The 22,519-nt window shown below is 57.6% G+C and carries 18 protein-coding genes and 1 tRNA gene; 10 read left to right on the forward strand and 9 right to left on the reverse strand.

The window, feature by feature from the left end; all coding sequences use genetic code 11:
- Positions 1-84: 84 nt before the first annotated feature.
- Positions 85-1,710: an ATP-binding protein gene (locus tag EnteroDNA1_RS10370; protein ID WP_047060407.1), complete on the forward strand. Its 1,626-nt coding sequence runs from the start codon at positions 85-87 to the stop codon at positions 1,708-1,710.
- Entirely contained in the window at positions 1,700-2,392 is a 693-nt protein-coding gene (locus EnteroDNA1_RS10375; protein ID WP_023309148.1) for a response regulator, read from the forward strand. Before EnteroDNA1_RS10370 ends, EnteroDNA1_RS10375 begins: the two co-directional genes overlap by 11 nt.
- 107 nt (positions 2,393-2,499) lie before the next feature.
- On the opposite strand, the gene EnteroDNA1_RS10380 is transcribed toward EnteroDNA1_RS10375, so the two are convergent.
- Positions 2,500-4,635 carry an ornithine decarboxylase gene (locus EnteroDNA1_RS10380; protein WP_069303295.1) on the reverse strand — a complete coding sequence of 712 codons (2,136 nt, stop codon included), beginning with the start codon at positions 4,633-4,635 and terminating at the stop codon, positions 2,500-2,502.
- 181 nt (positions 4,636-4,816) lie between these two features.
- Between EnteroDNA1_RS10380 and EnteroDNA1_RS10385 the strand changes: the two genes are divergently transcribed.
- Positions 4,817-5,533, forward strand: coding sequence for a DUF554 domain-containing protein (locus EnteroDNA1_RS10385; protein WP_029740735.1), 717 nt, complete (start codon positions 4,817-4,819; stop codon positions 5,531-5,533).
- A 95-nt stretch (positions 5,534-5,628) separates the two neighbouring features.
- Positions 5,629-5,704: transfer RNA gene (locus tag EnteroDNA1_RS10390), tRNA-Phe, on the forward strand.
- Here EnteroDNA1_RS10390 and EnteroDNA1_RS10395 read toward each other — a convergent pair.
- Positions 5,705-6,286, reverse strand: a complete 582-nt coding sequence (locus EnteroDNA1_RS10395) for a helix-turn-helix transcriptional regulator (RefSeq protein ID WP_069303296.1) — start codon at positions 6,284-6,286, stop codon at positions 5,705-5,707.
- A gap of 672 nt (positions 6,287-6,958) precedes the next feature.
- Here EnteroDNA1_RS10395 and pgaA point away from each other — a divergent pair.
- The 4 genes from pgaA to pgaD are packed head-to-tail and all read left to right on the forward strand — an operon-like array spanning position 6,959 to position 13,098.
- On the forward strand, positions 6,959-9,397 hold the full coding sequence (pgaA, locus tag EnteroDNA1_RS10400) for a poly-beta-1,6 N-acetyl-D-glucosamine export porin PgaA (protein ID WP_069303297.1): 2,439 nt from the start codon (positions 6,959-6,961) through the stop codon (positions 9,395-9,397).
- 8 nt (positions 9,398-9,405) lie between these two features.
- Positions 9,406-11,343 (forward strand): poly-beta-1,6-N-acetyl-D-glucosamine N-deacetylase PgaB, encoded by a 1,938-nt coding sequence (gene pgaB / locus EnteroDNA1_RS10405; RefSeq protein WP_069303298.1) that lies wholly within the window; start codon positions 9,406-9,408, stop codon positions 11,341-11,343.
- On the forward strand, positions 11,336-12,664 hold the full coding sequence (gene pgaC, locus EnteroDNA1_RS10410) for a poly-beta-1,6-N-acetyl-D-glucosamine synthase (RefSeq protein WP_069303299.1): 1,329 nt from the start codon (positions 11,336-11,338) through the stop codon (positions 12,662-12,664). The genes pgaB and pgaC overlap by 8 nt, the downstream gene beginning before the upstream one ends.
- On the forward strand, positions 12,664-13,098 hold the full coding sequence (gene pgaD / locus EnteroDNA1_RS10415) for a poly-beta-1,6-N-acetyl-D-glucosamine biosynthesis protein PgaD (protein ID WP_069303300.1): 435 nt from the start codon (positions 12,664-12,666) through the stop codon (positions 13,096-13,098). The genes pgaC and pgaD overlap by 1 nt, the downstream gene beginning before the upstream one ends.
- A 52-nt stretch (positions 13,099-13,150) precedes the next feature.
- Here pgaD and gss read toward each other — a convergent pair whose 3' ends face one another.
- The 6 genes from gss to EnteroDNA1_RS10445 all read right to left on the reverse strand — a co-directional run bounded on the left by gss (position 13,151) and on the right by EnteroDNA1_RS10445 (position 20,508).
- Positions 13,151-15,013 (reverse strand): bifunctional glutathionylspermidine amidase/synthase, encoded by a 1,863-nt coding sequence (gene gss / locus EnteroDNA1_RS10420; RefSeq protein ID WP_069303301.1) that lies wholly within the window; start codon positions 15,011-15,013, stop codon positions 13,151-13,153.
- A 111-nt stretch (positions 15,014-15,124) separates the two neighbouring features.
- The gene (locus EnteroDNA1_RS10425) at positions 15,125-16,102 is read right to left on the reverse strand and encodes an ABC transporter ATP-binding protein (RefSeq protein WP_069303302.1); all 978 of its coding nucleotides are present in this window, start codon (positions 16,100-16,102) and stop codon (positions 15,125-15,127) included.
- On the reverse strand, positions 16,099-17,076 hold the full coding sequence (locus tag EnteroDNA1_RS10430) for an ABC transporter ATP-binding protein (RefSeq protein ID WP_069303303.1): 978 nt from the start codon (positions 17,074-17,076) through the stop codon (positions 16,099-16,101). Before EnteroDNA1_RS10430 ends, EnteroDNA1_RS10425 begins: the two co-directional genes overlap by 4 nt.
- Positions 17,069-17,914 (reverse strand): ABC transporter permease, encoded by an 846-nt coding sequence (locus EnteroDNA1_RS10435; protein WP_069303304.1) that lies wholly within the window; start codon positions 17,912-17,914, stop codon positions 17,069-17,071. Before EnteroDNA1_RS10435 ends, EnteroDNA1_RS10430 begins: the two co-directional genes overlap by 8 nt.
- 5 nt (positions 17,915-17,919) lie before the next feature.
- Complete coding sequence (locus tag EnteroDNA1_RS10440; RefSeq protein WP_083239552.1) at positions 17,920-18,873, reverse strand: ABC transporter permease; 954 nt, start codon at positions 18,871-18,873, stop codon at positions 17,920-17,922.
- A gap of 45 nt (positions 18,874-18,918) precedes the next feature.
- Entirely contained in the window at positions 18,919-20,508 is a 1,590-nt protein-coding gene (locus tag EnteroDNA1_RS10445; RefSeq protein WP_069303305.1) for an ABC transporter substrate-binding protein, read from the reverse strand.
- Positions 20,509-20,753: 245 nt separating this feature from the next.
- On the opposite strand from EnteroDNA1_RS10445, the gene yghU reads away from it, so the two are divergent.
- Positions 20,754-21,620: a glutathione-dependent disulfide-bond oxidoreductase gene (gene yghU / locus EnteroDNA1_RS10450; RefSeq protein ID WP_069303306.1), complete on the forward strand. Its 867-nt coding sequence runs from the start codon at positions 20,754-20,756 to the stop codon at positions 21,618-21,620.
- Between the two features lie 160 nt (positions 21,621-21,780).
- On the forward strand, positions 21,781-22,113 hold the full coding sequence (locus EnteroDNA1_RS10455; RefSeq protein WP_029740720.1) for a hypothetical protein: 333 nt from the start codon (positions 21,781-21,783) through the stop codon (positions 22,111-22,113).
- Between the two features lie 107 nt (positions 22,114-22,220).
- On the opposite strand, the gene EnteroDNA1_RS10460 is transcribed toward EnteroDNA1_RS10455, so the two are convergent.
- Positions 22,221-22,475, reverse strand: coding sequence for a hypothetical protein (locus EnteroDNA1_RS10460; protein WP_069303307.1), 255 nt, complete (start codon positions 22,473-22,475; stop codon positions 22,221-22,223).
- Between the last annotated feature and the right edge of the window lie 44 nt (positions 22,476-22,519).

Consider the following 22,519-nt stretch of genomic DNA (forward strand, 5'->3'; position numbering starts at 1 on the left):
GATCACAAGTTTTCGGCAAAGCGGGCGTCAGCGCGAAAAAAGATGATATATTGGCGATCTTTGCTGCTACCTCGCGTGATAGTTATGAAAGTTTCTTTCCAGATTAAGCTGTTTATTTCGCTGGTTGCCTTTTTCTCGGTGCTTTTCGCGCTGCTGGGCGGATATTATTATGCCGACGTCGGAAAACAGCTTTATCAGGAAATGAGTACGCGTGCCAAAATACAGGCTGAAGAGATTGCGCTTATTCCGACATTGCGTAATGAAGTTGAACAAAAGAATATCAACGCCATCCATGATTTTATGCAGAAGATTTCTGCGCACAGTGACGCCAGCTTTATTGTGATTGGTGATAATAAGGGGCAGCATCTTTTTCACTCTGTCTTTGCCGACAGAGTGGGCACAACCCTGGTTGGCGGAGACAATGAAGCCGTATTGCAGGGTAAAAGCACCACCACCATTCGCAAAGGCGGGCTGGGCATTTCGCTGCGCAGTAAAGCTCCCATCTTCAACGCCGCCGGACAGGTGGTCGGCATTGTTTCAGTAGGCTATCTGACCAGCTACCTTGATACCATTACCGTCAGCAAAGTGGTCAATATCCTGATTGCCGCCGTGCTGCTGCTGATCGCTCTCTTTATCTTCTCCTGGTTCTTTACCCGCAGCATCAAGAAGCAGATCTTCTCCCTTGAGCCGCGCGAGATCGGCCTGCTGGTGCGCCAGCAGAAGGCGATGATGGAATCTATCTATGAAGGGGTGATTGCCATTGACGATCGGCGGCGGATTGAAGTCATCAACCAGGCGGCGCGCAAGCTGCTGGGCCTGAGCCAGCCGGCCCGCGAGCTGCGCGGACAGCTGATAAGCCAGGTGATCGATCCGGTCCCGTTCTTCGACACGCAGACGATGCTGGCGAAAGATACCCATGACGAGATTTGCCGTTTTAACGATCTCACGGTGATTGCCAGCCGGGTGCACATCATGCTTGAGGGGTCGCTGCAGGGCTGGGTGATCACCTTCCGCGATCGCAACGAGATCGACTCGCTGAGCGCCCAGCTCAGCCAGGTAAAACGCTATGTCGATAACCTGCGCATTATGCGCCACGAGCAGTTAAACAGGATGACCACCCTCTCCGGCCTGCTGCACATGGGCCGCTATGAGGAAGCCATTGGCTACATTCAGGCGCAGTCGGAACATGCCCAGGAGCTGCTGGACTTTATCTCTTCGCGCTTCAGTTCCCCGACCCTGTGCGGCCTGCTGCTGGGGAAAGCCGCCCGCGCGCGGGAGAAAGGCGTCGAGCTGTGTTTCGACCCGGGCTGTCGGCTGGACAGACCGTTCCTGCCCCTTGGTGAGCAAGAGCTGATTTCGATTATTGGCAACCTGCTGGATAACGCCATCGAAGCAACACAGCGGTCGCCGCTTCCCCACGCGCCGGTAGAAGTGCTGATAAAGCTCAGCGAACAGGAGCTGATTATTGAAGTCGCCGACCAGGGCGTTGGCATTACACCGGAGATGCGTGACCGGATCTTTGAACGCGGCATCACCACCAAAACGCGCGGCGATCATGGGATTGGCCTGTATCTGATCGAAAGCTACGTCACACAGGCTGGCGGCGCGATAGAAGTTGCCGATAATACCCCGCGCGGCGCCATTTTCTCCTTGTTTATCCCGGCCACGGGAATCGCCCGGCAACTGGAAGACACCGACTATGCAACATGAACTTATCGACGTACTGATTGTTGAAGACGAGAACGAACTGGCGCAACTGCACGCGGAGCTGATAGGCAAACACCCGCGTCTGAGGCTGGTAGGCATTGCCTCGTCGCTGGCTGCGGCCCAGGCAGAGCTTGAAAGCAAACAGCCGCAGCTCATGCTGCTGGATAACTATCTGCCGGACGGCAAAGGCATCTCGCTTATCAATAACCCCATGCTGGCCCGCGCCAACTGCTCGGTGATTTTTATTACCGCCGCCAGCGATATGGACACCTGCAGCCAGGCGATTCGCAACGGCGCGTTCGACTACATCCTCAAACCCGTCTCCTGGAAGCGGCTCAGCCAGTCGCTGGAGCGGTTCGTGCAGTTTGCGGAACAGCAGCGCGTCTGGAAGATTGTCGACCAGCAGAACGTGGATTCGCTGTATCAGCTCCAGGCGAAAAACTACCGCCTGGACAACGGCAGTAAAGGCATTGAGGAAAATACGCTGGCGCGGGTGCAGACGCTGTTCAACGACAAGGCAACGCACTGCTTTACCGTGGATGAGGTGGTGAGCGAAACCGGATTAAGCAAAACCACCACCCGGCGCTATCTGGAGCACTGCGTGGAGGCGGGTTTTCTGACGGTGGAGATGCTGTACGGCAAGATTGGGCATCCGAGGAGGATGTACAAGCGTAGTGCGGTTTGATGAAACGTTCCCTCTCACCCCGGCCCTCTCCCCAAAGGGGCGAGGGTGAAAAGACGGCCCCGTACAATCCCCTCTCCCCTTTGGGGAGAGGGTTAGGGTGAGGGGGGCTACCTTAATACATACCCATACAGCCGCTTAATCCCGTCGGCATCCTTCTCGCTGTAAACCCCCTGCAGCTCCGGCGAGAAGCCCGGCAGCAGGTTGATGCCCTCCTCCAGCGCGAGGAAGTAACGCTGTACCGCCCCGCCCCAGACCTCACCCGGCACCACGCACAGCACGCCCGGCGGATAGGGCAGCGCCCCTTCGGCAGCAATTCGCCCTGCGGCATCACGTATGCGAACCAGCTCCACGTCACCGCGAATATAGGCCCGGTTCGCATCCTGCGGGTTCATCACCACCTCCGGCAGGCTCTCCTTGCGGAACATCGCCTTCTGTAGATCCTTCACGTCAAAGCTGACGTAGAGATCGTGCATCTCCTGACACAGCTGGCGAAGGGTGTAATCCCGGTAGCGCACCGGGTATTTCTGGAAGATCGTCGGCAGCACGTCCGCCAGCGGCGTGTCGTCTTCAATATGCTGTTCGAACTGGCCCAGCATCGCCACCAGCTGCGCCAGCTTCTCGCTGCTTTCGGCAGGCGTCAGCAGGAACAGGATCGAATTGAGGTCGCATTTCTCCGGCACGATGCCGTTTTCGCGCAGGTAGTGCGCCAGAATCGTCGCCGGGATCCCGAAATCCGTGTACTCACCGGTTTCGGCATCGATACCCGGCGTGGTCAGCAGGAGCTTGCACGGGTCGACAAAGTACTGCTCGCGGGCATAGCCCTCAAAGCCGTGCCATTTGGCCCCCGGCTCAAAGCTGAAGAAGCGCAGCTCGCTGGCGATGGCGTGCGTCGGATGATCCTGCCACGGCCGGCCCGCCACCACCGGTGGGATAAACGGTTTGATCATATGGCAATTCGCAATGATTGCCTTGCGCGCTTCAATCCCCAGCTCGACGCACTCCGCCCACAGCCTGCGTCCGCTTTCACCTTCGTGGATCTTGGCATTCACATCCAGCGCTGCGAACAGCGGATAAAACGGGCTGGTGGAGGCATGCAGCATAAACGCGTTGTTCAACCGCTTGTGCGGGCAGAAACGCGCCTGACCGCGAATGTGGTTATCCTTTTTATGGATCTGCGACGTTTGCGAGAACCCGGCCTGCTGTTTATGCACCGACTGGGTCACGAAAATTCCCGGATCGTTCTCGTTCAATTCCAGCAAGAGCGGGGACGTTTCCGCCATCATCGGAATAAACTGCTCGTAACCCACCCAGGCGGAGTCAAAGAGGATGTAGTCGCAGAGATGACCGATCTTGTCGATCACCTGGCGGGCGTTGTAGATCGTCCCGTCGTAGGTGCCAAGCTGAATGATTGCCAGGCGGAACGGGCGCGCCTCGTCGGCCTTCTCCGGCGCCGCCTCGCGGATAAGATCCCGCAGATAGGCATCGTCAAAGCAGTGGTCATCAATCCCGCCAATAAAGCCAAACGGGTTACGCGCGGCCTCAAGATAAACCGGCGTGGCGCCCGCCTGGATCAGCGCCCCGTGGTGGTTAGACTTATGGTTATTGCGATCGAACAGCACCAGGTCGCCGCGGGTCAGCAGCGCGTTGGTCACCACCTTATTGGCCGCTGAGGTGCCGTTCAGTACGAAGTAGGTTTTGTCCGCGTTGAACACTTTCGCCGCGAACTTTTGCGCGTGCTTGGCGGACCCTTCGTGGATCAGCAGATCGCCCAGCTTCACGTCGGCATTGCACATATCGGCGCGAAACACGTTTTCACCGAAGAAATCATAGAACTGTCGCCCTGCCGGATGCTTTTTGAAAAAGGCCCCGTGCTGGTGGCCCGGACAGGCGAAAGTGCTGTTGCCCATCTCCACATACTGGCTCAGGGTGTCGAAAAAAGGCGGCAGCAGGTTCTCTTCGTAGCGGCTGGCAGCGCTCTCCAGTTCCAGAAACTCCTGAGCTTTACCCGAGATGACCGCGGTGGCGCCGTCGGGTACGTCCGTTGGCTCCTGCGAGAAAATAAACACCGGTAAATGAAAGCCCGTGCGTTTCAGCAGAGCAAGAATGCCGCTGCGACTTTCAGCTGTTGTGATGACGACGGCCGCCACATCGGTAAAATCAGTGCTGTCCAGCGTCACCTTTTCGCGGAGCGTAGACACAGTGGAGAGCAGCTCGCGGCTGACGGCAATTTTCATGGTTTTCATAGGCGCAGTTACCCTCACCGGGCGGTGAGACAGGGAGGAGAAAATTCGCGCAATAATGTCACCTTTTATTTTGAGGTGCAAGAAGGAATCAGTATGCACGAAATCAACCAAAGCTAAGGCCCGCGCAGCCCTGCCGTGCCATAATAATGCAATATCAATGATTAAATAACAGGAGTTAACTTTGGTTATCGGGCCATTTATTAACGCAGGCGCCGTATTGCTGGGCGGCGTACTCGGCGCCGTTCTGAGCCAGCGGTTGCCGGAGCGTATTCGCACCTCCATGCCCTCAATATTCGGCCTGGCATCGTTAGGGATCGGTATTCTTTTAGTGATCAAATGCGCCAACCTGCCGGTGATGGTGCTGGCCACCCTGCTCGGCGCGCTGATTGGCGAATTTTGCTATCTGGAAAAAGGCATTAACAGCGCGGTGAGTAAAGCCAAAAACCTGATTGCCCGACCGGGCGGCAAGGCGAAACACGGTACGCACGAGTCGTTTATTCAGAACTACGTCGCCATCATTATTCTGTTTTGCGCCAGCGGCACCGGGATTTTCGGTTCGATGCAGGAGGGGATGACGGGCGACCCAAGCATATTGATTGCGAAGGCGTTTCTTGATTTCTTTACGGCCACTATTTTTGCCACCACGCTCGGCATTGCCGTTGCCGCGATTTGCGTGCCGATGCTGCTAATTCAGCTGGCGCTCGCCACCTGCGCCACGTTGATTCTCCCGCTCACCACGCCGGCAATGATGGCAGACTTTACCGCCGTCGGCGGCCTGCTGCTGTTGGCGACCGGGCTGCGCATCTGTGGGATTAAGATGTTTGCCGTGGTGAACATGCTGCCCGCACTGCTGCTCGCCATGCCGCTCTCCGCGCTCTGGACGCACTTTTTCGCTTAAGGATGCGGCGAAATGGTGAGAGATTGCGCAGTCTGTAACGAAAACAACATTTTTCGTTGACGCCACGGGGCAGATCGGGTTTAATGCGCCCCGTTGCCCGGATAGCTCAGTCGGTAGAGCAGGGGATTGAAAATCCCCGTGTCCTTGGTTCGATTCCGAGTCCGGGCACCACTATTTAAAGAACCCGCCCTCGTGGCGGGTTTTTGCTTTTGGTTTCTCCCCACCACAGGGATCGTTCCCACCTGCGTCCAGCAGTTTGTTTTTAAAGATAAACAAACACGCCTCGTTGAAGTTCTCCGCCCCCAGGCGTTCCGAGAGAGCCGTTCGTTTACGATAGAGGCTTTTCACCGACGTATTCAGCTCATCGGCAATGGCTTCCATCGGCATCCCTGCCCTCAGCAGCCGCAGCATGATCGCTTCGTGCGTGCTAAGCCGTAAGTTAAGCAGCCACTTCGTGGTCAGGCGCCTGCCCTTCATATTGAGCACCAGGTTAAATAACGACGCCATATCCGGCGCGGTCAGCGACGTGTTCATAAATAACTTCATACTGAGCAGATTCTCCTCGCGGTGTCGCATATCGAGCATAACGCAGCAGATTGTTTTTTTCGTTCTGGCCGGATGGCGTATCAGGTAATCATATAAACGGAGCGGAGAACGACTATCAATCAATACAGAATATTCATCTGCACCGTTATCAAATATGTTTCTGTCAATCGAGTCGAGCAGGATAATATCCGGGAAAAATATCCGCATCCCTCTGACAAGGTAGCGATCCTGAGTCACTAAAACAATTGAAGTTGCCACTAACCATCCCTTTTAGATTAAAGCAAGCACGATCCCTCGCAAAGAAGTCCGCCTTCGTTTTATAGCGCTGTTATATTAACGATAAATGTATTCTGGCTTTGGACATCCCTCAATACAGACATTGATGAGTAAGACTTCCTGTAGACTATCATTCAATGGCTGCCATTAATTATAAATAAAAAACAATCGCAGAAAAGTCACTTCTCTAAACATTAAGAGTTTTTGTCATGAAACTTCCCAAACATGCACCAGAAAGTACTTTAATTGAGGCAGGTAAACCACATTAAAAATATATACAAAGCTGTCACAATATAAATAAAATACCAATACATCAATCAGTTACAAATAAACAATCATTTCAATAAAACCGCCAAAAACCACTCGATACAGAATTATCTCAAAACAACACAGCCCCATTTCAACATATTTATCCGGCAACATATCAGGTGTACATTAGCTTTCACCCAGTCCACTGACATAAGGATCCATAATTACCTTTAGGTAAGTATCCCGTAACATCACTGCATTCAGATTTAATGTTCTCATTTATGGCCTTTAACCCTGAGTTTAAAGGCGGCCGTGTTATGCAATGGATTCATGATAAACAAATGGCAAATAGATATGGAAAGATCGCTTCGCTTCAATACGTTATTCTTTTATCGCGCCCCAACATTATTGTTTCTGTTATTCCTCTTTCCTGTTCTGGCTCAGGCGACTGAATCCGTTTATGAGCAACAGATTCAACAGGCGCGTAACGGTAATTACTCGCCGTTTCTCGATTATCTTCAGCGTTATCAGCAGCAGCATGCCCTGACGCCAGAACACGTTGCGGACTGGTTACAGGTTGCGTCCTGGGCAGGTCATGATGACGAGGTTATTCAGGTCTGGCAGCGTTACGGTATTTATATGCCGCTGCCCGCCCGCGGCGTTGCTGCCGTCGCGCAATCCTGGCGGAATAAAAAAGCCTGGCAGCCAGCCCTGGCGCGCTGGAAAGAGGCGCGTAGCCTTGCGCCGGACAACGACGAGTATCGTATCGGCTACATAAAAACTCTCGCCGATGCCCGCATGGACACGCTTGCCCTGCAGGAAGCCCAACGGCTGGTAGCGGAAAATCCTTCTCAGGCACATCTTGAGACGCTCTCGTATGTCTGGTTACGCCAGGGAAAAAGCTGGGATCGGCTTCTGGCAGACACGCGCGCGCTGAATATCGCACCTGAGAATAAAGCGCTCCTCAGCGAGCTGATCGACGCGCTAACGGATAGCCGGGTGAACACCCCCGCGCTGCAGCTTTCACAAAGCGTCACGCTGTCCCCCGCGGAGCGTCGCCGTCTTGAGCGTAATGCCGCCGCCGAACGGGTTCGCCTCGCCGATGTGCCCGGCAGAACAGAAAAGGAGCGCCTGCAGCTTGCGCAAACCGCGCTGAATCGTTACGACGCCCTGCTTTCCCGCTGGCAAAACGATCCGCAGGCGGCGGAAGACGTCGTCCTGGCGCGTATCGACAGGCTTGGCGCGCTATATGCGCATGGTGATTACCCGCAGGTCATCCGTGAATATCAGGCGCTGACGGCTGAGCAGCATCCGATGCCGGGCTGGGCAATCGGCTGGGTCATCTCCGCATATCTTCAGGAGAAAAACGCGGCCGCCGCCTTCGCGCTTCTGCAACGCTATCCGCAATACGCTTCCGACCCGCAGGACGAGGAGCACGCGCTTTTCTACGCCTGGCTGGATACGGGAGATTATCAATCCGCCCGCCGATATGCTGAGCGCCAGACCCGCAACGTCCCGTGGACCCGCTACGATTTCGGCTCCCCAACCCCTCAGCCGAACGATCGATGGCTTACCGGACAGTCGCTCCGCTTTAACTATTTGCTGGCGACGAATGCCCTGCCGGAAGCCGAAACGCTGGCGCACCGTCTGGCGACAACGGCGCCGGGCAATCAGGGATTACAGATTGACTACGCCACCCTGCTTCAGGCGCGGGGCCTGCCGCGTGCGGCCGAGCAAACGCTGAAAAAGGCGGAGGCGCTGGAGCCGTCCAATACAGAGCTAGAGCAACAGCAGGCTTACGTCGCAATGGATCTACAGGAGTGGCGACAGATGGATTTACTGGCCGACGACGTGCTTGCCCGCGCGCCTGCCGACCGCAGCGCCAGGCGTCTCGACAGGCTCAGGACGGTCCACCACATGTCCGAGCTGCGCCTCAACGCGAGCAAGGGTTTGCACTCCGATAGCCCCGTCAGCGGGACGCACGACCTGAGCTGGGACGCCACGATCTATGGCCCACCCGTAGCGGACAGCTGGCGGCTGTTTGCGGGTACCCGCTACGCGCAGAGTAATTTCGATGAAGGCAAAGGCACCAGCCGTCACCTTTTGGGCGGCGTCGAGTGGCGACCACGCGACCTCCAGCTCGAAGCCGAGCTTTCCAGCAACCGCTATCACGGCGAAAACAAGCCGGGCGCTCGCCTCGCAACAACGTACTTTGTGAACGATAGCTGGCAGGTCAGCGGCAGCCTGGAACGCCTGTCGCGCACTACGCCCCTTCGGGCGTTACGCAACGGCATTAGCGCCAACCGGGGTGAAGGCGGAGTGCGCTGGTATCAAAACGAGCGGCGTGAGTACCAGTTCAGCGCCGCCCTCAGCCGCTTCTCCGATCATAACCGCCGCCAGGAATACACCCTCACGGGCAAGGAGCGTCTCTGGCAGACCCCGTCCCTGACGCTGGATCTCGAGCCGGGGATCGCCGCCAGTAAAAACAGCCTGCGCGACACTCTCTACTACAACCCGGCGCGGGATCTGTCCGTGACGGCGGCCCTGGCCGTTGACCATGAAATGGTCCGCCATTACGACACCCTCTGGAGCCAGCAGTTCGTGGCGGGAGGCGGCAGCTACTGGCAGAAAAATCAATCCGCTGGCGCCATCGCCCTGCTGGGTTACGGACAGCGCGTCCAGTGGAACAACGTCATTGATACCGGCGTGATGCTGAACTGGGATAAACGCCCTTACGACGGCAAACGCGAGAGCAATCTCTCCGTCACGTTTGACGCGACTTTACGCTTTTAAGGATGAATATGCTGAACACACGCTTTTCCGTGAGCCTGATACTCCTCAGCTGGCTCTGCCTCAGCGCAAATGTCTGCGCGCAGGCGATCTCGTTCATTGCGCCCAAAGATCGGCCGCAGCTGGAGGCGAGTAAACCCTGGCCGAAGAACCAGTTTCTGGTCCTGGCCTACCACGACGTCGAAGACGATGCCGCCGATCAGCGCTATCTCTCCGTTCGCACCAGCGCGTTAAACGAGCAGATTAGCTGGCTTCTGCACAACGGCTACCACGCCATCAGCGTGCAGGACATTCTTGACGCGCATGACGGGAAAAAAACGCTGCCGCCAAAAGCCGTTCTGCTCAGCTTTGACGACGGCTACAGCAGCTTTTACACCCGCGTCTGGCCGCTGCTTCAGGCATGGAACGTTCCTGCGCTGTGGGCGCCGGTGGGCAGCTGGGTGGATACGCCGGCAAATCAAAAAGTTAACTTTGGCGGCCTGATGACGCCCCGCGAGCGCTTCGCAACGTGGGACATGGTGCGCGAGCTCAGCCAATCCCCGCTGATTGAGATCGGATCGCATACCTGGGCCTCGCATTACGGCATTCCGGCCAACCCGCAGGGCAGCCGCGAGCCGGCCATCGCCAACCGCTTGTATGACAGCGCGACGGGCCGCTATGAAACCGATCGGCAGTTCAGCCAGCGGATCGGCGATGACGTTCGCAAAGTGACTGAAAAAATCACGCAGGTGACGGGCAAGGCGCCGCGCGCCTGGGTCTGGCCCTACGGCGCCGCCAACGGTACCTCGCTCGCTATCGCCAGACAGCAGGGTTACCGGCTGGCCTTTACCCTTGAGGACGGGCTGGGGAACGTGCAGGATCTGGGCAACATCCCCCGCCTGCTGATCGCCGGGAATCCCTCGCTCAAGGCGTTTGCCAGCACGGTCAGCCAGGTTCAGGAGCGCGATCCCGTGCGCGTCATGCACGTCGATCTCGACTACGTTTACGATCCCGATCCGGCCCAGCAGACCCAAAACATCAACAGGCTGATCCAGCGGGTTTACGACATGAAGATCAGCCATGTTTTCCTGCAGGCGTTTGCCGACCCGCAGGGCGACGGCAAGATCACGGCGCTTTATTTCCCCAACCGTCGGCTGCCGGTTCGGGCCGATCTCTTTAATTTTGTCGCCTGGCAGCTGCAAACCCGCGCCGGGGTAAAAGTCTTCGCGTGGATGCCGGTGCTCTCGTTCGATCTCGATCCTTCCCTGCCGCGCGTGCAGCGCCGGGATCGTCAAACCGGCCAGCGGCGCGAAGCCACCGAGCCCTATATCCGGCTCTCCCCGTGGGACCCGCAGGTGCGCCAGCAGGTGACGGACATCTATGAAGACCTGGCTCGCTATGCCAGCTTCAACGGGGTTTTGTTCCATGACGATGCGGCGCTGACGGACGTGGACGATGCCGGTCAGAACACCACGCGCCAGAAAAGCCAGACTCTCATCGGGTTTACCCACGCCCTGAGCCTGGCGGTGAAGCATATCCGCGGCCCGCAGATAAAAACCGCGCGCAATATGTTCGCCCTACCCATTCTGCAGCCCGAAAGCGAGGCGTGGTTCGCGCAGAATCTTGATGATTTTCTGGCGGAGTACGACTGGACGGTGCCGATGGCCATGCCGCTGATGGAGTCCGTTCCGGCAGACGAGAGCGATGCCTGGCTGACGCGTCTGGTTAACGCGGTCGCCGCACGCCCCGGCGCGCTTGATAAAACCATTTTCGAGCTGCAGGCCAGGGACTGGGACCAGAAACCGCAGCGCGCCGTGTCCGACAGCCAGCTTGCGCAGTGGATGCGCGTGCTCCAGCTGAACGGCGTCAAAAACTACGGTTACTACCCCGACGACTTCCTCAACAATCAACCTGATATCTCACGCATCAGGCCTGAATTTTCTTCGTACTGGTACCCTGACAATGACTGATCGCATTATCGCCTTCTCTATTTTATGTCTGGTATTCGGGTTGCCGTTAGGCGTGGCCGCCCTCTTTACCGGCGAACTGATTCTGGATTTCGTGTTCTTCTGGCCGCTGTTCATGTCGGTACTCTGGATAACAGGCGGCCTCTATTTCTGGTTTCAGCTTGAACGCCACTGGTCGTGGGATAAAGACACGCCCGCCCCGACGCTCGCCGGTGAGCCGCTCATCTCCATTCTTATCCCCTGCTTCAACGAGGGAAGGAATGCCCGGGAGACCATCAGCGCCGCGCTGGATCAGCGGTATGAAAATATAGAAGTTATCGCCATCAACGACGGTTCGTCTGACAACACGGCGGAGGTATTGCAGGCGCTGGCGCAGGAACAGCCGCGCCTGCGGGTGATTAACCTCGCGGAAAATCAGGGGAAAGCGCTGGCGCTTAAAGCCGGGGCAGCGGCGGCGCGGGGCGATCTGCTGGTCTGCATTGACGGCGACGCCCTGCTCGATCGCGATACCGCCGCTTATCTGGTGGCCCCGCTGATTCAGTACCCCCACGTCGGGGCGGTTACCGGGAACCCGCGCATTCGCACGCGCTCCACGCTGATTGGCCGCATTCAGGTGGGCGAGTTCTCATCCATTATTGGGCTCATCAAGCGGACGCAGCGGATCTATGGCCGGGTCTTTACCGTCTCCGGCGTCATCGCCGCGTTTCGCCGACAGGCGCTGGCGGACGTCGGGTACTGGAGTCCGGACATGATCACCGAAGACATCGACATCAGCTGGAAGCTTCAGCTGCGCCACTGGGATATCTTTTTTGAGCCGCGGGCGCTGTGCTGGATCCTGATGCCGGAGACGCTGAGGGGCCTGTGGAAACAGCGTCTGCGCTGGGCCCAGGGGGGCGCGGAGGTGTTTCTGGTCAACCTTCGCAGGATTGTCCGCTGGGAGCATCACCGCATGTGGCCGCTGTTTATGGAGTACGCGCTGTCAACGCTGTGGGCCTTCGCGTACGCGATGACGGTGCTGCTGTTCCTCCTCAGCCAGGTTGCGCCTGTTCCCGCCAGGCTGACCGTGGAGAGCCTTTTTCCACCGGAGTTTACCGGGCTGCTGCTGGGCGTGATGTGCCTGCTGCAGTTCCTGGTCAGCTTGTACATCGAGCGGCGCTATGAACGTAAAGTGGCCAGCTCGCTTTTCTGGGTGATCTGGTTCCCGATGGTGTACTGGATGATCGGCCTGTTCACCACCCTCGTCGCATTTCCAAAAGTCATGCTTAAACGCCAGCGCGCCCGCGCGCGCTGGATCAGTCCGGACCGGGGAAAAGGGAGCATTTAATGAACGAAAACACCTTAATTTTGACCGAGCATCGGCTCTTGCCGCGTCTTTTTGATGCCGCGCTAACGCTGGTGGCGTGGGGAGGATTTCTGTTTTTCCTGTATGCCCGTCTGTGGATGCAGCTAACCGATGAGAGCGACCACCGCTGGGGCGTGATTATCGCGTCCTTTAATACGGTGTTGCTCTACCTGCTGTTCGCCGCGATCAACGGCTGGCTGCTGATTTTGTGGTATCAGTACAACCGCCGTCGCGCCAACGTGAGGCGGCGCCAGCCGGGCTATTTTCACCAGGAGGAGCTGGCCCGCAGCTTTAACGTCTCACCGCAGATCATCTCCGAGATGAGCCAGTACAACCTGCTGACGGTGTACCACGATCAGATTGGCCGCATCATCGATCTGAAGATCAACGAGCAGCAGGAAGAGGAAGAACAGTAACGAAAAGCCCCCGCAGGATACTCTGCGGGGGCTTTTTTATGGCGGGTGTGAACTACTTATCTTTAACTACAATCAGCGGCTCTATATCGCTCTCTTTCTTCACCACCAGCGAGTCATCGCCGCGCAGGCAGGTTCCCCCGTAGTTCCCGCCCACGGTAAAGGTACAGACCTGTATGTACTTGCCGTCGACCTTCGGCAGGCACCACAGCTGCTGGTAGATGTTTTTACGGTCGACAAACTTGCCGCTGGATTTATCCAGCAGTTCGTCCTGGGCGCTGATGAGATCGATATTGCTGCCGCAGCGGCCAGCAATCGGCTTGACGGCATAGCCGGTCTGCTTCAGCAGATCGTTAACCTCAAAATCGGTGTCGAGCAGGTAACGGTGATTCGGGAACAGCTGCCACAGAACCGGGAGAATCGCCTTGTTGCCGGGAATAACGGTCCACAGCGGTTCGAAGACCAGCACCTCCGGGCGCAGCAGGACGTCAATCAGGCGCACCTCGCCCTTAGGATGTCCGGTGCGGATCGGCACGGCGGCGTATTCGGTTTCGCTGACTTCGCGGATCTGCTCTATCGCCGTTTCCCACGCCCAGGTTTTCCACACGCAGTTGACGTGACGGCCTTCGTCGTCAATCAGCTGTCCGGCAGCATCCCAGCTGAGCGCCTCGAGCCCGTGCAGAATTTTGGTTTCAAACCCGGCCTGCATCAGCGAACGCTGAATAAAGAGCGCGTGGTAATCCTCTTCGACATCGTTGTCCTGCATGATGTGGACGAACGGCCGCGCGTGGCTGTGCTTCCACGCCCCGGTCAGCTCTTCCAGCAGCCCTTCCGCCGGGTTATGCCCGTTGCCGCGATAGCCGTTTTTCACCCACTCTTCGAGAATCAGCCCGCCCTCGGTATGGCAGGACGCGGAGTCGGCGTTGTACTCGTAGACCTTAATGCCGCGCTCATCCATGCAGAAATCCATACGACCGGTGATCATATGGTGGCGACGCCACTGCCAGGAGAGGCGCAGGCGCGGCCAGAGGATTTTCGGGATGTCGAAAAGCGCCAGCAGGCTGTCGTCTTTCAGCACCTTGTCCGTCGCGTGCAGGTACATCAGGTGCAGTTCGTTGGTGGCCTTGATCAGCTCCTGCTCGGCGCTTTCGGTAATGGTGAAGTACTGGCAGGGATCTTTGTTGATCACATGGCCGTTGGCGCGGATATACGCCTGCTGCAGCGCATCATTTTCGTTAAGCCATTTTCCGTCGAACTGACGTTTGTTCTTCAGCCGCGCGCCGCTGATTTTCAGCAGTTCGCCGTCTATTTCCGGCTGGGGAATGCTGTGTTCCGCGTCGTCGGTCTGGATCATCCAGCCGAGAATCTCCGTGTCATTGAAGGTGTCATGGATCGTGTAACACCCGTTCTCCACGCTCAGACGCAGCTCGCGCGTCCACTGCTGCCCGAGCGGCAGCGGGGAGTGAATCACGTTCTGCTCCGCAATTCGCACCCTATCGTCGAGAAGCTGGGTGATCACCGCCACGTGGCCGGTCTCGTGAAACTCGCCGCCCTTTTGCCAGATCAGCAGCGCCCCGGCGCGCGGCGCGCGTTTTGAGCCGTTGGCAAAAGCCTGAAGAGGCAGAATGTTATCGTTCACCACCTGGCGCAAAAAGCGCAGGGAGAAGATTTCCCACGCCATGCCGACGTCGGTAAACACGAAGCCATAGTTGAGAAACAGGAAACGGCGGGCAAACTCAACGCATTGCCACTTGTGGCCCATGTATTCGTTGCCGATATAGCTGCGAAAATCCGCATCTTGCGGGTAGCTGCGCGGGTCCAGACTGCCGTAATTTGAAGAGTAAATCGCCACGCCACCGGGCGCATAGCCTAACAATGTCCCGAATGGCGCATCACTGCTTAACTTTCCTTTACGCATGTATCCAACCTAAAACAGGCAGGCGGCAATTTTTTTAAGGGTTGTCGTCGTCTGCACGTTGTAATTAACCTGACAGAGGGACATTTATCATACACCTGCGCGGCGCATTAACTACATGTTAAACAGCCAGCATGCCGCGAAATGCCCTGGCGCGATCTCCCGCATGGCAGGCTCCTGCGTCTGGCAAACCGGCATGGCGTGCGGGCAGCGGCTGCAGAACTTACAGCCCGGCAGCGCGGACGTGGGGCCGGGAATGTCGCCGCGCAGGGTGGCGTCTTCGAGATTGCGGATACGCGGATCGGGCTGGGGAACCGCCGCCAGCAGCGCGCGGGTGTAAGGGTGCGCCGGACGTTGATACAGTTCATTCGCCGGGGCCACCTCCACCAGTTTGCCGAGATACATCACCCCAATGCGGCTGGAGATATGGCGAACCATGGAGAGATCGTGGGCGATGAACAGATAGGTTAGCCCCAGCTCCTGCTGCAGATCCTGCAAAATATTCACCACCTGCGCCTGCACCGAGACGTCCAGCGCCGAGAGCGGCTCATCGCACAGCACAAATTCAGGATGCACGGACAACGCGCGGGCAATACTGATGCGCTGACGCTGGCCGCCGCTGAACTCATGCGGGAACCGTTCAAGGTGCTCGTGCTTCAGCCCCACTTTGTAGAGCAGCGTTTCCGTACGTTCCCGCTGTTCTTCGCGGCTGTAGCCGTGGATCTGCATCGGCTCGGCCACCAGCTGTCGCACCGTCATTCCGGGGTTGAGCGAGGAGTAAGGATCCTGAAAAATCGCCTGCATCCGTTTACGCAGCGGCTTAAGCTCTTTTTCACGGGCGTGGGCAATCGCCTGCCCGGCGAAGTGGATCTCACCCGAGGTGATATCGAAAAGGCGCAGGATGGCGCGCCCGAGGGTAGATTTTCCGCAGCCTGACTCCCCCACCAGGCCAAACGTCTCGCCGGGCTGGATATCAAAGCTCACGCCGTCAACCGCCTTCACGGCCACGCCTTTACGCAGCAAACCGCCGTTGAGCGGATAGTGTTTGCGCAGATCGCGCACGCTCACTAATGGCGCCAGTTGTTCACTCATGCCTGAATCTCCTTGTCGGCCCATAGCCAGCAGGCGGCGCGATGGCCCTCTCCGGCGGCGTAAAAGGCGGGCTGTCTTTCACACTGGGGCATGCGTTTCGGGCAGCGTTCCGCGAACGGACAGCCCGGCGGCGGGTTAAGCAGGCCAGGCGGCGAACCTTCGATCGACGATAAACGCTGATTGACCTCATCCGGGCGCGGCAGCGAGGCCAGCAGCCCCTGGGTGTAAGGATGCGCAGGGCGATAAAAAATGTCCTCTACGCTCCCCTCCTCCATCACCAGCCCGCCGTACATCACCACCACGCGGCTGCAGACCTGCGCCACCACGCCGAGATCGTGGGTGATCAGCAAAATCGCGGTCCGGGTCTGCTGTTGCAGACTTTTCAGCAGGCGCAGGATCTGCGCCTGAATGGTCACGTCCAGCGCGGTGGTCGGTTCATCGGCGATCAGCAGCTTAGGGTTGCAGGAGAGCGCAATGGCGATCATCACCCGCTGTCGCATCCCGCCGCTGAACTCGTGGGGATACTGGTCGTATCGCCGTTCCGCCCCGGCAATGCCTACCTGTTCCAGCATGGCGATGGCCGCCGCTTTGGCCGCTTTTTTGCTGAGTCCTTTGTTGCGCATCAGGATCTCAGCCATCTGCTTGCCGATGGTCAGCACCGGGTTCAGGGCGGTCATCGGATCCTGAAAAATCATCGCGATCTCGTTGCCGCGGATGGCGCGCATCTGCGCGGGCGTTTTCTGCGCCAGATCCTCATTCTGGAAGCGGATGCTGCCGCCGGTTATCCGTCCGTTGCTCCCCAGAAGCTGGATAATCGACTTGCAGGTGACGCTTTTCCCGCAGCCCGACTCGCCGACGATGCCGACGAGTTCGCCCGGCTGAACCTGAAAGCTCACGCCGCGCACCGCGTGAACCTCGCCCTCGCGGGTGCGGAACGTGGTTTGCAGGTTCTCAAGCGCTAATAAGTTACTCATCGCGATTCGCTCCCGGCTCAAAGGCGGTACGGAACACATCGCCCAGCACGTTAAAGCTGAACACCGTCAGCAGGATCAGAATGCCGGGGAACATCGCCAGCCACGACGCTTCGCCAATATAAGACTGCGCGTTGTTAAGCATGCTTCCCCACGACGCCGCGGGCGCCTGCACGCCCAGCCCTAAGAAGCTGAGGGTTGACTCCATCAGAATGGCCGAGGCGATATTGAGCGTGGCCGCCACGATAATGGTCGGCAGCACGCCGGGAATAATGTGGCGCACGATGATGCGCAGCGGATGCTCTCCCGACGCGCGGGCATAAAGCACGTACTCGCGCTCTTTCACCGACAGGGTTTCAGCACGCACCAGACGCGACATGTTCATCCACGTCAGTAGGCTGATAATCAGAATGATGTTATCCACGCCCGGCTTGAGGTAAGCATTCACCACCAGCAGCAGGAAGAAGGCCGGAATGGCCATCAGGATATCCACGGCGCGCATCATCAGGTTATCCAGCCAGCCGCCAAAATAGCCGCTCACCGTTCCCACCACCGTGCCGATAAGCGTGGAAAAGAGCATCGCCAGAAAACCGACCATCAGGGAGATCTGGCCGCCATACAGCGCGCGGGTGAAGTAGTCGCGGCCGTATTCGTCGGTGCCAAACCAGTGCGCGGCATCCGGCGGCAACGTGCGCGCGCCGAGCAACATCCGATCCGGATCGTACGGGCTTAACCCCGCACAGAGCGCGGCGACGACGAAAATAAAAAGCACAAACAGAGAGAACTGCGCCGGACGGTTGCGGCGCAGCTGGTGACGAACCTGCTGCCAGCGTCTGCTCATCCGGGTTACCTCAGCGTACGAATGCGGGGATCGGCGAAGCGATAAAGCACGTCGGCGATCAGGTTTCCGACGATCAGCATCATCGACGAGAGCATGATGATCGCCATAATCAGCGGGTAATCCAGCGAGGCGATCGACTGGATCCCGAGCAGCCCCATCCCCGGCCAGGAGAAGACGCTTTCCGTCACATAGGCCCCCACAATCAGCTCTCCGAACGACAGGCCGAACAGGGTAATCACCGGCAGCAGCACGTTTTTCAGCACGTGGCGGAACAGAATACTGGAACGCGTGGCGCCGTAGGCAAGCTGGGTCTGCACGTAGTCGGCCGAGAGCTGAGAGATGGTGTTGGAGCGGATGTAGCGCACGTAGCTGGAAAGGTTGTAGAACGTGAGGGCAATACACGGCAGCACGCCGTGACGCAGCAGATCCAGCCCGTTATCCTCCATGCCGATGGTGCGCATCCCCATGCTGGGGAACCAGTTAAGCTGCACGGCAAAAATGGTGATGAGCAGGATGCCGAACCAGAATATCGGAACAGAAATGCCGATATAGGCGAATAAATTGAGCAGATGATCCAGCCAGCGGTACTTAAATGCCCCGGCCAGCAGGCCCAGCGGGATCGCCAGCACGATCGCCATCATCAGCGACGCGCCCATCAGCCCCAGCGTGGCCGGAATGCGTTCGCCGATCATCTCCAGCACCGGGCGGTGATAAATCAGCGAATAGCCGAGATCGCCCTGCAGGACGTTTTTCAGCCACAGGACGTACTGCGTGACCAGCGGCTTATCCAGCCCCAGGCTCTGGCGAATACGTTCGATATCCTCCGGGGCCATACGCGGCGTAATGTACGCCGCCACCGGATCGCCGGGCGCGAGCTTGACCAGCAGAAACGCCACCAGTGAAATAAAAAACAGCATCGGCAGCAGCTGCAGCAGCCGACGCGTGAGGAGTGTGTTCACGACGTGCCCTTACCAAGGCCCCGACCTGACGGCCGGGGCAATCACTTATTTCTGATAGATTTTTGACAGATCCTGGAGCAGATAGACCGGTTTCGGCTCCGCTTCCTGGGTGCCGCCGAAGCGCTTGTCCACCGCGACGGTCGCATTGGTGTAGGCAATCGGGTAGTAGGTCATGTCGTTCGCCACGGTCTGCTGAATTTGCTTATAGATATCGGCCCGTTTTGCGGCGTCGGTTTCCACTGCACCTTTATCCCACAGGGCATCAAACTGCGGATTTTTGTAGTGCGCGTAGTTATAGGCTTCGTTGCTCATGAACAGCGATTTGTAACCGTCCGGCTCGGAGCCCATGATGTAGCCGCCCAGGTTCAGCTCCCACGCGGTGTTGTTCATATCGAGGCTGCGCTGAGACATGGCGTTGGAGTCCAGCGGCATCAGCTCCACGTTCACCCCAATGCCCTTCAGCGCCTGCTGAATGTAGAGCGCCATGCTCTCCTGGGTTTTGTTGGTGTTCACATACGCCAGGCGCAGCTTGAGGTTGTCCGGCGCGCCGGACGTCTTCAGCAGCTCTTTGGCTTTTTGCAGATCGAACTTGTACTGCTCGACGTCATCCGTCTTGTAAAGCGTATCTGGCGTCAGGAAGGAGGTCGCCGGTTTAGCGTAGTCCAGCGAGGTAAAGGCGGTCTGGGTGAGCTCGTCTTTGTTGATGGCATACGCGATGGCCTGGCGCAGCGCTTTGCTCTTCATCACCGGCACGTTCTGGTTGAACGTCATATAGGCCAGACGGCCTTCCGGATAGACCACGAAGTCAAACTTACCGGTATTTTTCAGACGGTTCACATCCTGCGGGTCAACCATCTTGAGGTTGATTTCCCCGTTTTGCAGCGCAAGGTTGGCGGCGTTGCTGTCTTTGGCGAAACGGTAGGTGACCGAATCAAGCTTCGCTTTGCCGTTCCAGTAATCGTCAAAACGGGTCAGGGCGTAATACTGCCCGGCGCGGTACTCTTTGAATTTGAACGGCCCGGAGCCGACCGGCGCATCGTTTTTGCTGCTCTTTTCCAGGTCGCCTTCACCGGCGAACACGTGCTGCGGAATCGGGTAGATTTGTACCAGGGTGCCGGTAAAGGCCGCGCTGACCTGCGGTAGGGTGAATTTGACGGTGCGCTCATCCACCTTGCTCACCTGTACCGGCTTGTCGCCGTAGGTGAACATGCTGCGGAAGAAGCTGTGCTGTTTGGCATCCAGCAGCTTATTGAACGTAAAGACCACGTCGTCCGCCGTCAGCGGCTGGCCGTCCTGCCATTTGAGGTTGGGTTTTAACGTCAGGGTATAGCTCAGGTTGTCGGCGGAAGGCGTCAGGCTTTCCGCCAGGCCCCACTCAATGTTGCCGTTATTAAAGCTGTACAGCGGGGCATAGAGCGCCTGCATGATCGTTAACGTCGTACGGTCACTGGCATAGAGCGGATTAACGGCTAACGGGTCGCCGGAGGTAATTCCAATAATTAGCGAACCGCCCTCTTTTGGCGCGTCGTTTTTTGCCGCTGAGGGCGTATTTGTCTCTTTATTTTTCGCATCATCACAGCCCGCCAGGCCTAACGCGAGCGAAACGACCACTGCCGATAACAGAAGCTTGCGCATCTCACTAACTCCTTGCCTTATAAAGTGTTTATTACTGCATCTTTTATTTATGTTGAAGCATCATATTCAGCTTTATCGGTTTACGCATTAATTATGAAAATGCGATTTTCGATTAAGCTTATGCCGGATTTGATATATATAAGCGCCGGAAGGAATAGCGGCAGATCGATTACGCTCAGTTCGTTAAACGCTTCACAAATCTCCTGCTACACTGCCTCAACACATCACTCAAAAGGCAGGCCAACATGTCAGACAACACGTATCAGCCACCAAAAGTGTGGGAATGGAAAAAGAACGGCGGCGGCGCGTTCGCCAACATCAACCGCCCGATTTCCGGCGCGACCCATGAGAAAGATCTGCCCGTGGGCACCCACCCGCTGCAGCTTTACTCTCTCGGGACCCCGAACGGCCAGAAAGTGACGATCATGCTCGAAGAGCTGCTGGCGCTGGGCGTGACGGGCGCGGAGTACGACGCATGGTTGATCCGCATCGGCGAAGGCGATCAGTTCTCCAGCGGGTTTGTTGAGGTGAACCCGAACTCGAAAATACCGGCGCTGCGTGACCACTCCACGAACCCGCCAACGCGCGTCTTTGAATCCGGCAATATCCTGCTCTATCTGGCAGAGAAATTCGGTCACTTCCTGCCGAAAGATCCGGCTGGACGCACCGAGACCCTGAACTGGCTGTTCTGGCTGCAGGGCGCAGCGCCGTTCCTCGGCGGCGGCTTTGGCCACTTCTACAACTACGCGCCGGTAAAAATTGAATACGCGATTGACCGCTTCACCATGGAAGCCAAGCGCCTGTTCGACGTGCTGGATAAACAGCTGGCGCGCGGTCGCTACGTGGCGGGTGAAGAGTACACCATCGCGGATATCGCCATCTGGCCGTGGTTCGGCTGCGTGGCGCTGGGCAGCGTCTATAACGCCGCCGAGTTCCTCGATGCAGAGAAGTACACAAACGTGCAGCGCTGGGCGAAAGACGTGGCGAATCGCCATGCCGTTAAGCGCGGCCGTATCGTTAACCGCACCAGCGGCGAGCTGAACGAGCAGCTCCACGAACGCCACGCGGCGAGCGACTTCGATACCAATACGGAAGATAAGCGTCAGGCGTAATGTTCAGCCGGGCGGGTCCCCGCCCGGCAACTGAGATCCCAGCCCAGGGCATGATTAGCTTAAAGGTTGAGCCGGTATTGCTGGCACTATCTGGACGTTTTTCTCGCGTCAGAGAGTGAGAAATGACGTCTCAACCGACAGCAGTCACAAAGGATCTGTTATGAAACTTATTAAAACAACGCTGGTTATCAGCGCCCTCATTTTTTCCACCTCGGGAATGGCTATCGACAAAACCGCCGCTGGCGCGGTAGCAGGCGCGGCCATTGGTGCGGCCACGGGCAAAGATCTGAAATCGACCGTTGGCGGCGCCGTCGTGGGCGCAGGCACCGGTGCCATGTTCAAAAACGGCGGCAAAGGTAAAGCCGCGCGTAAGGGCGGCGCGGTTGGAGCTGCCGTAGGCGCAGGTGCCGCGGCGGTTACCGGCAAGAGCGTGCTGAAAGGTGCAGCCGTTGGTGCGGGCACGGGCGCGCTGATTGGTGAAGCGACGCACTGATAAATACAGCCGGGCGGCGCTGCGTTTGCCCGGCATGAATCACATTCCCGATGACGCCCTCCGCTTATTGTTCGTGTCTCATCCCTGGATAGTTTCCGTTAACCGCATTAATACTTAATGTCCCGCGCTTTTTGTCTTCCGGACTGTTTCATCTGACGCTTGTCCTGACGGCAGTCTTGATTACTCTGGTTATTGTTCGCCACGCAGGTCTGCTTCACCTGCCGCGACGCGTCGCGGGTTTCCTGCCTGACATCACGCGCCACGCGCCGCTCCTGCGCCTGCTGGGTCGCACTGGCAGAAACCGAGAACAGCATCAGAAGAATGAAAGAAAGGACGGGAATGACAGATAACGATCTGTTCATAGCAACACCTCGAAGAAGAGAGCCCAGAACGTCAGGGGGTTAGC

Source organism: Enterobacter sp. HK169 (assembly GCF_001719105.1).
Taxonomy (GTDB): Bacteria; Pseudomonadota; Gammaproteobacteria; order Enterobacterales; family Enterobacteriaceae; genus Enterobacter; species Enterobacter asburiae_B.

Excerpts from the sequence above, each read along its gene's own strand:
- EnteroDNA1_RS10370 (WP_047060407.1), top strand. The coding sequence starts at position 85 with ATGAAAGTTTCTTTCCAGATTAAGCTGTTTATTTCGCTGGTTGCCTTT.
- EnteroDNA1_RS10375 (WP_023309148.1), top strand. The coding sequence starts at position 1,700 with ATGCAACATGAACTTATCGACGTACTGATTGTTGAAGACGAGAACGAA.
- EnteroDNA1_RS10380 (WP_069303295.1), bottom strand. The coding sequence starts at position 4,635 with ATGAAAACCATGAAAATTGCCGTCAGCCGCGAGCTGCTCTCCACTGTG.
- EnteroDNA1_RS10395 (WP_069303296.1), bottom strand. The coding sequence starts at position 6,286 with ATGCGGATATTTTTCCCGGATATTATCCTGCTCGACTCGATTGACAGA.
- pgaA (WP_069303297.1), top strand. The coding sequence starts at position 6,959 with ATGGAAAGATCGCTTCGCTTCAATACGTTATTCTTTTATCGCGCCCCA.
- pgaB (WP_069303298.1), top strand. The coding sequence starts at position 9,406 with ATGCTGAACACACGCTTTTCCGTGAGCCTGATACTCCTCAGCTGGCTC.
- pgaC (WP_069303299.1), top strand. The coding sequence starts at position 11,336 with ATGACTGATCGCATTATCGCCTTCTCTATTTTATGTCTGGTATTCGGG.
- pgaD (WP_069303300.1), top strand. The coding sequence starts at position 12,664 with ATGAACGAAAACACCTTAATTTTGACCGAGCATCGGCTCTTGCCGCGT.
- gss (WP_069303301.1), bottom strand. The coding sequence starts at position 15,013 with ATGCGTAAAGGAAAGTTAAGCAGTGATGCGCCATTCGGGACATTGTTA.
- EnteroDNA1_RS10425 (WP_069303302.1), bottom strand. The coding sequence starts at position 16,102 with ATGAGTGAACAACTGGCGCCATTAGTGAGCGTGCGCGATCTGCGCAAA.
- EnteroDNA1_RS10430 (WP_069303303.1), bottom strand. The coding sequence starts at position 17,076 with ATGAGTAACTTATTAGCGCTTGAGAACCTGCAAACCACGTTCCGCACC.
- EnteroDNA1_RS10435 (WP_069303304.1), bottom strand. The coding sequence starts at position 17,914 with ATGAGCAGACGCTGGCAGCAGGTTCGTCACCAGCTGCGCCGCAACCGT.
- EnteroDNA1_RS10445 (WP_069303305.1), bottom strand. The coding sequence starts at position 20,508 with ATGCGCAAGCTTCTGTTATCGGCAGTGGTCGTTTCGCTCGCGTTAGGC.
- yghU (WP_069303306.1), top strand. The coding sequence starts at position 20,754 with ATGTCAGACAACACGTATCAGCCACCAAAAGTGTGGGAATGGAAAAAG.
- EnteroDNA1_RS10455 (WP_029740720.1), top strand. The coding sequence starts at position 21,781 with ATGAAACTTATTAAAACAACGCTGGTTATCAGCGCCCTCATTTTTTCC.
- EnteroDNA1_RS10460 (WP_069303307.1), bottom strand. The coding sequence starts at position 22,475 with ATGAACAGATCGTTATCTGTCATTCCCGTCCTTTCTTTCATTCTTCTG.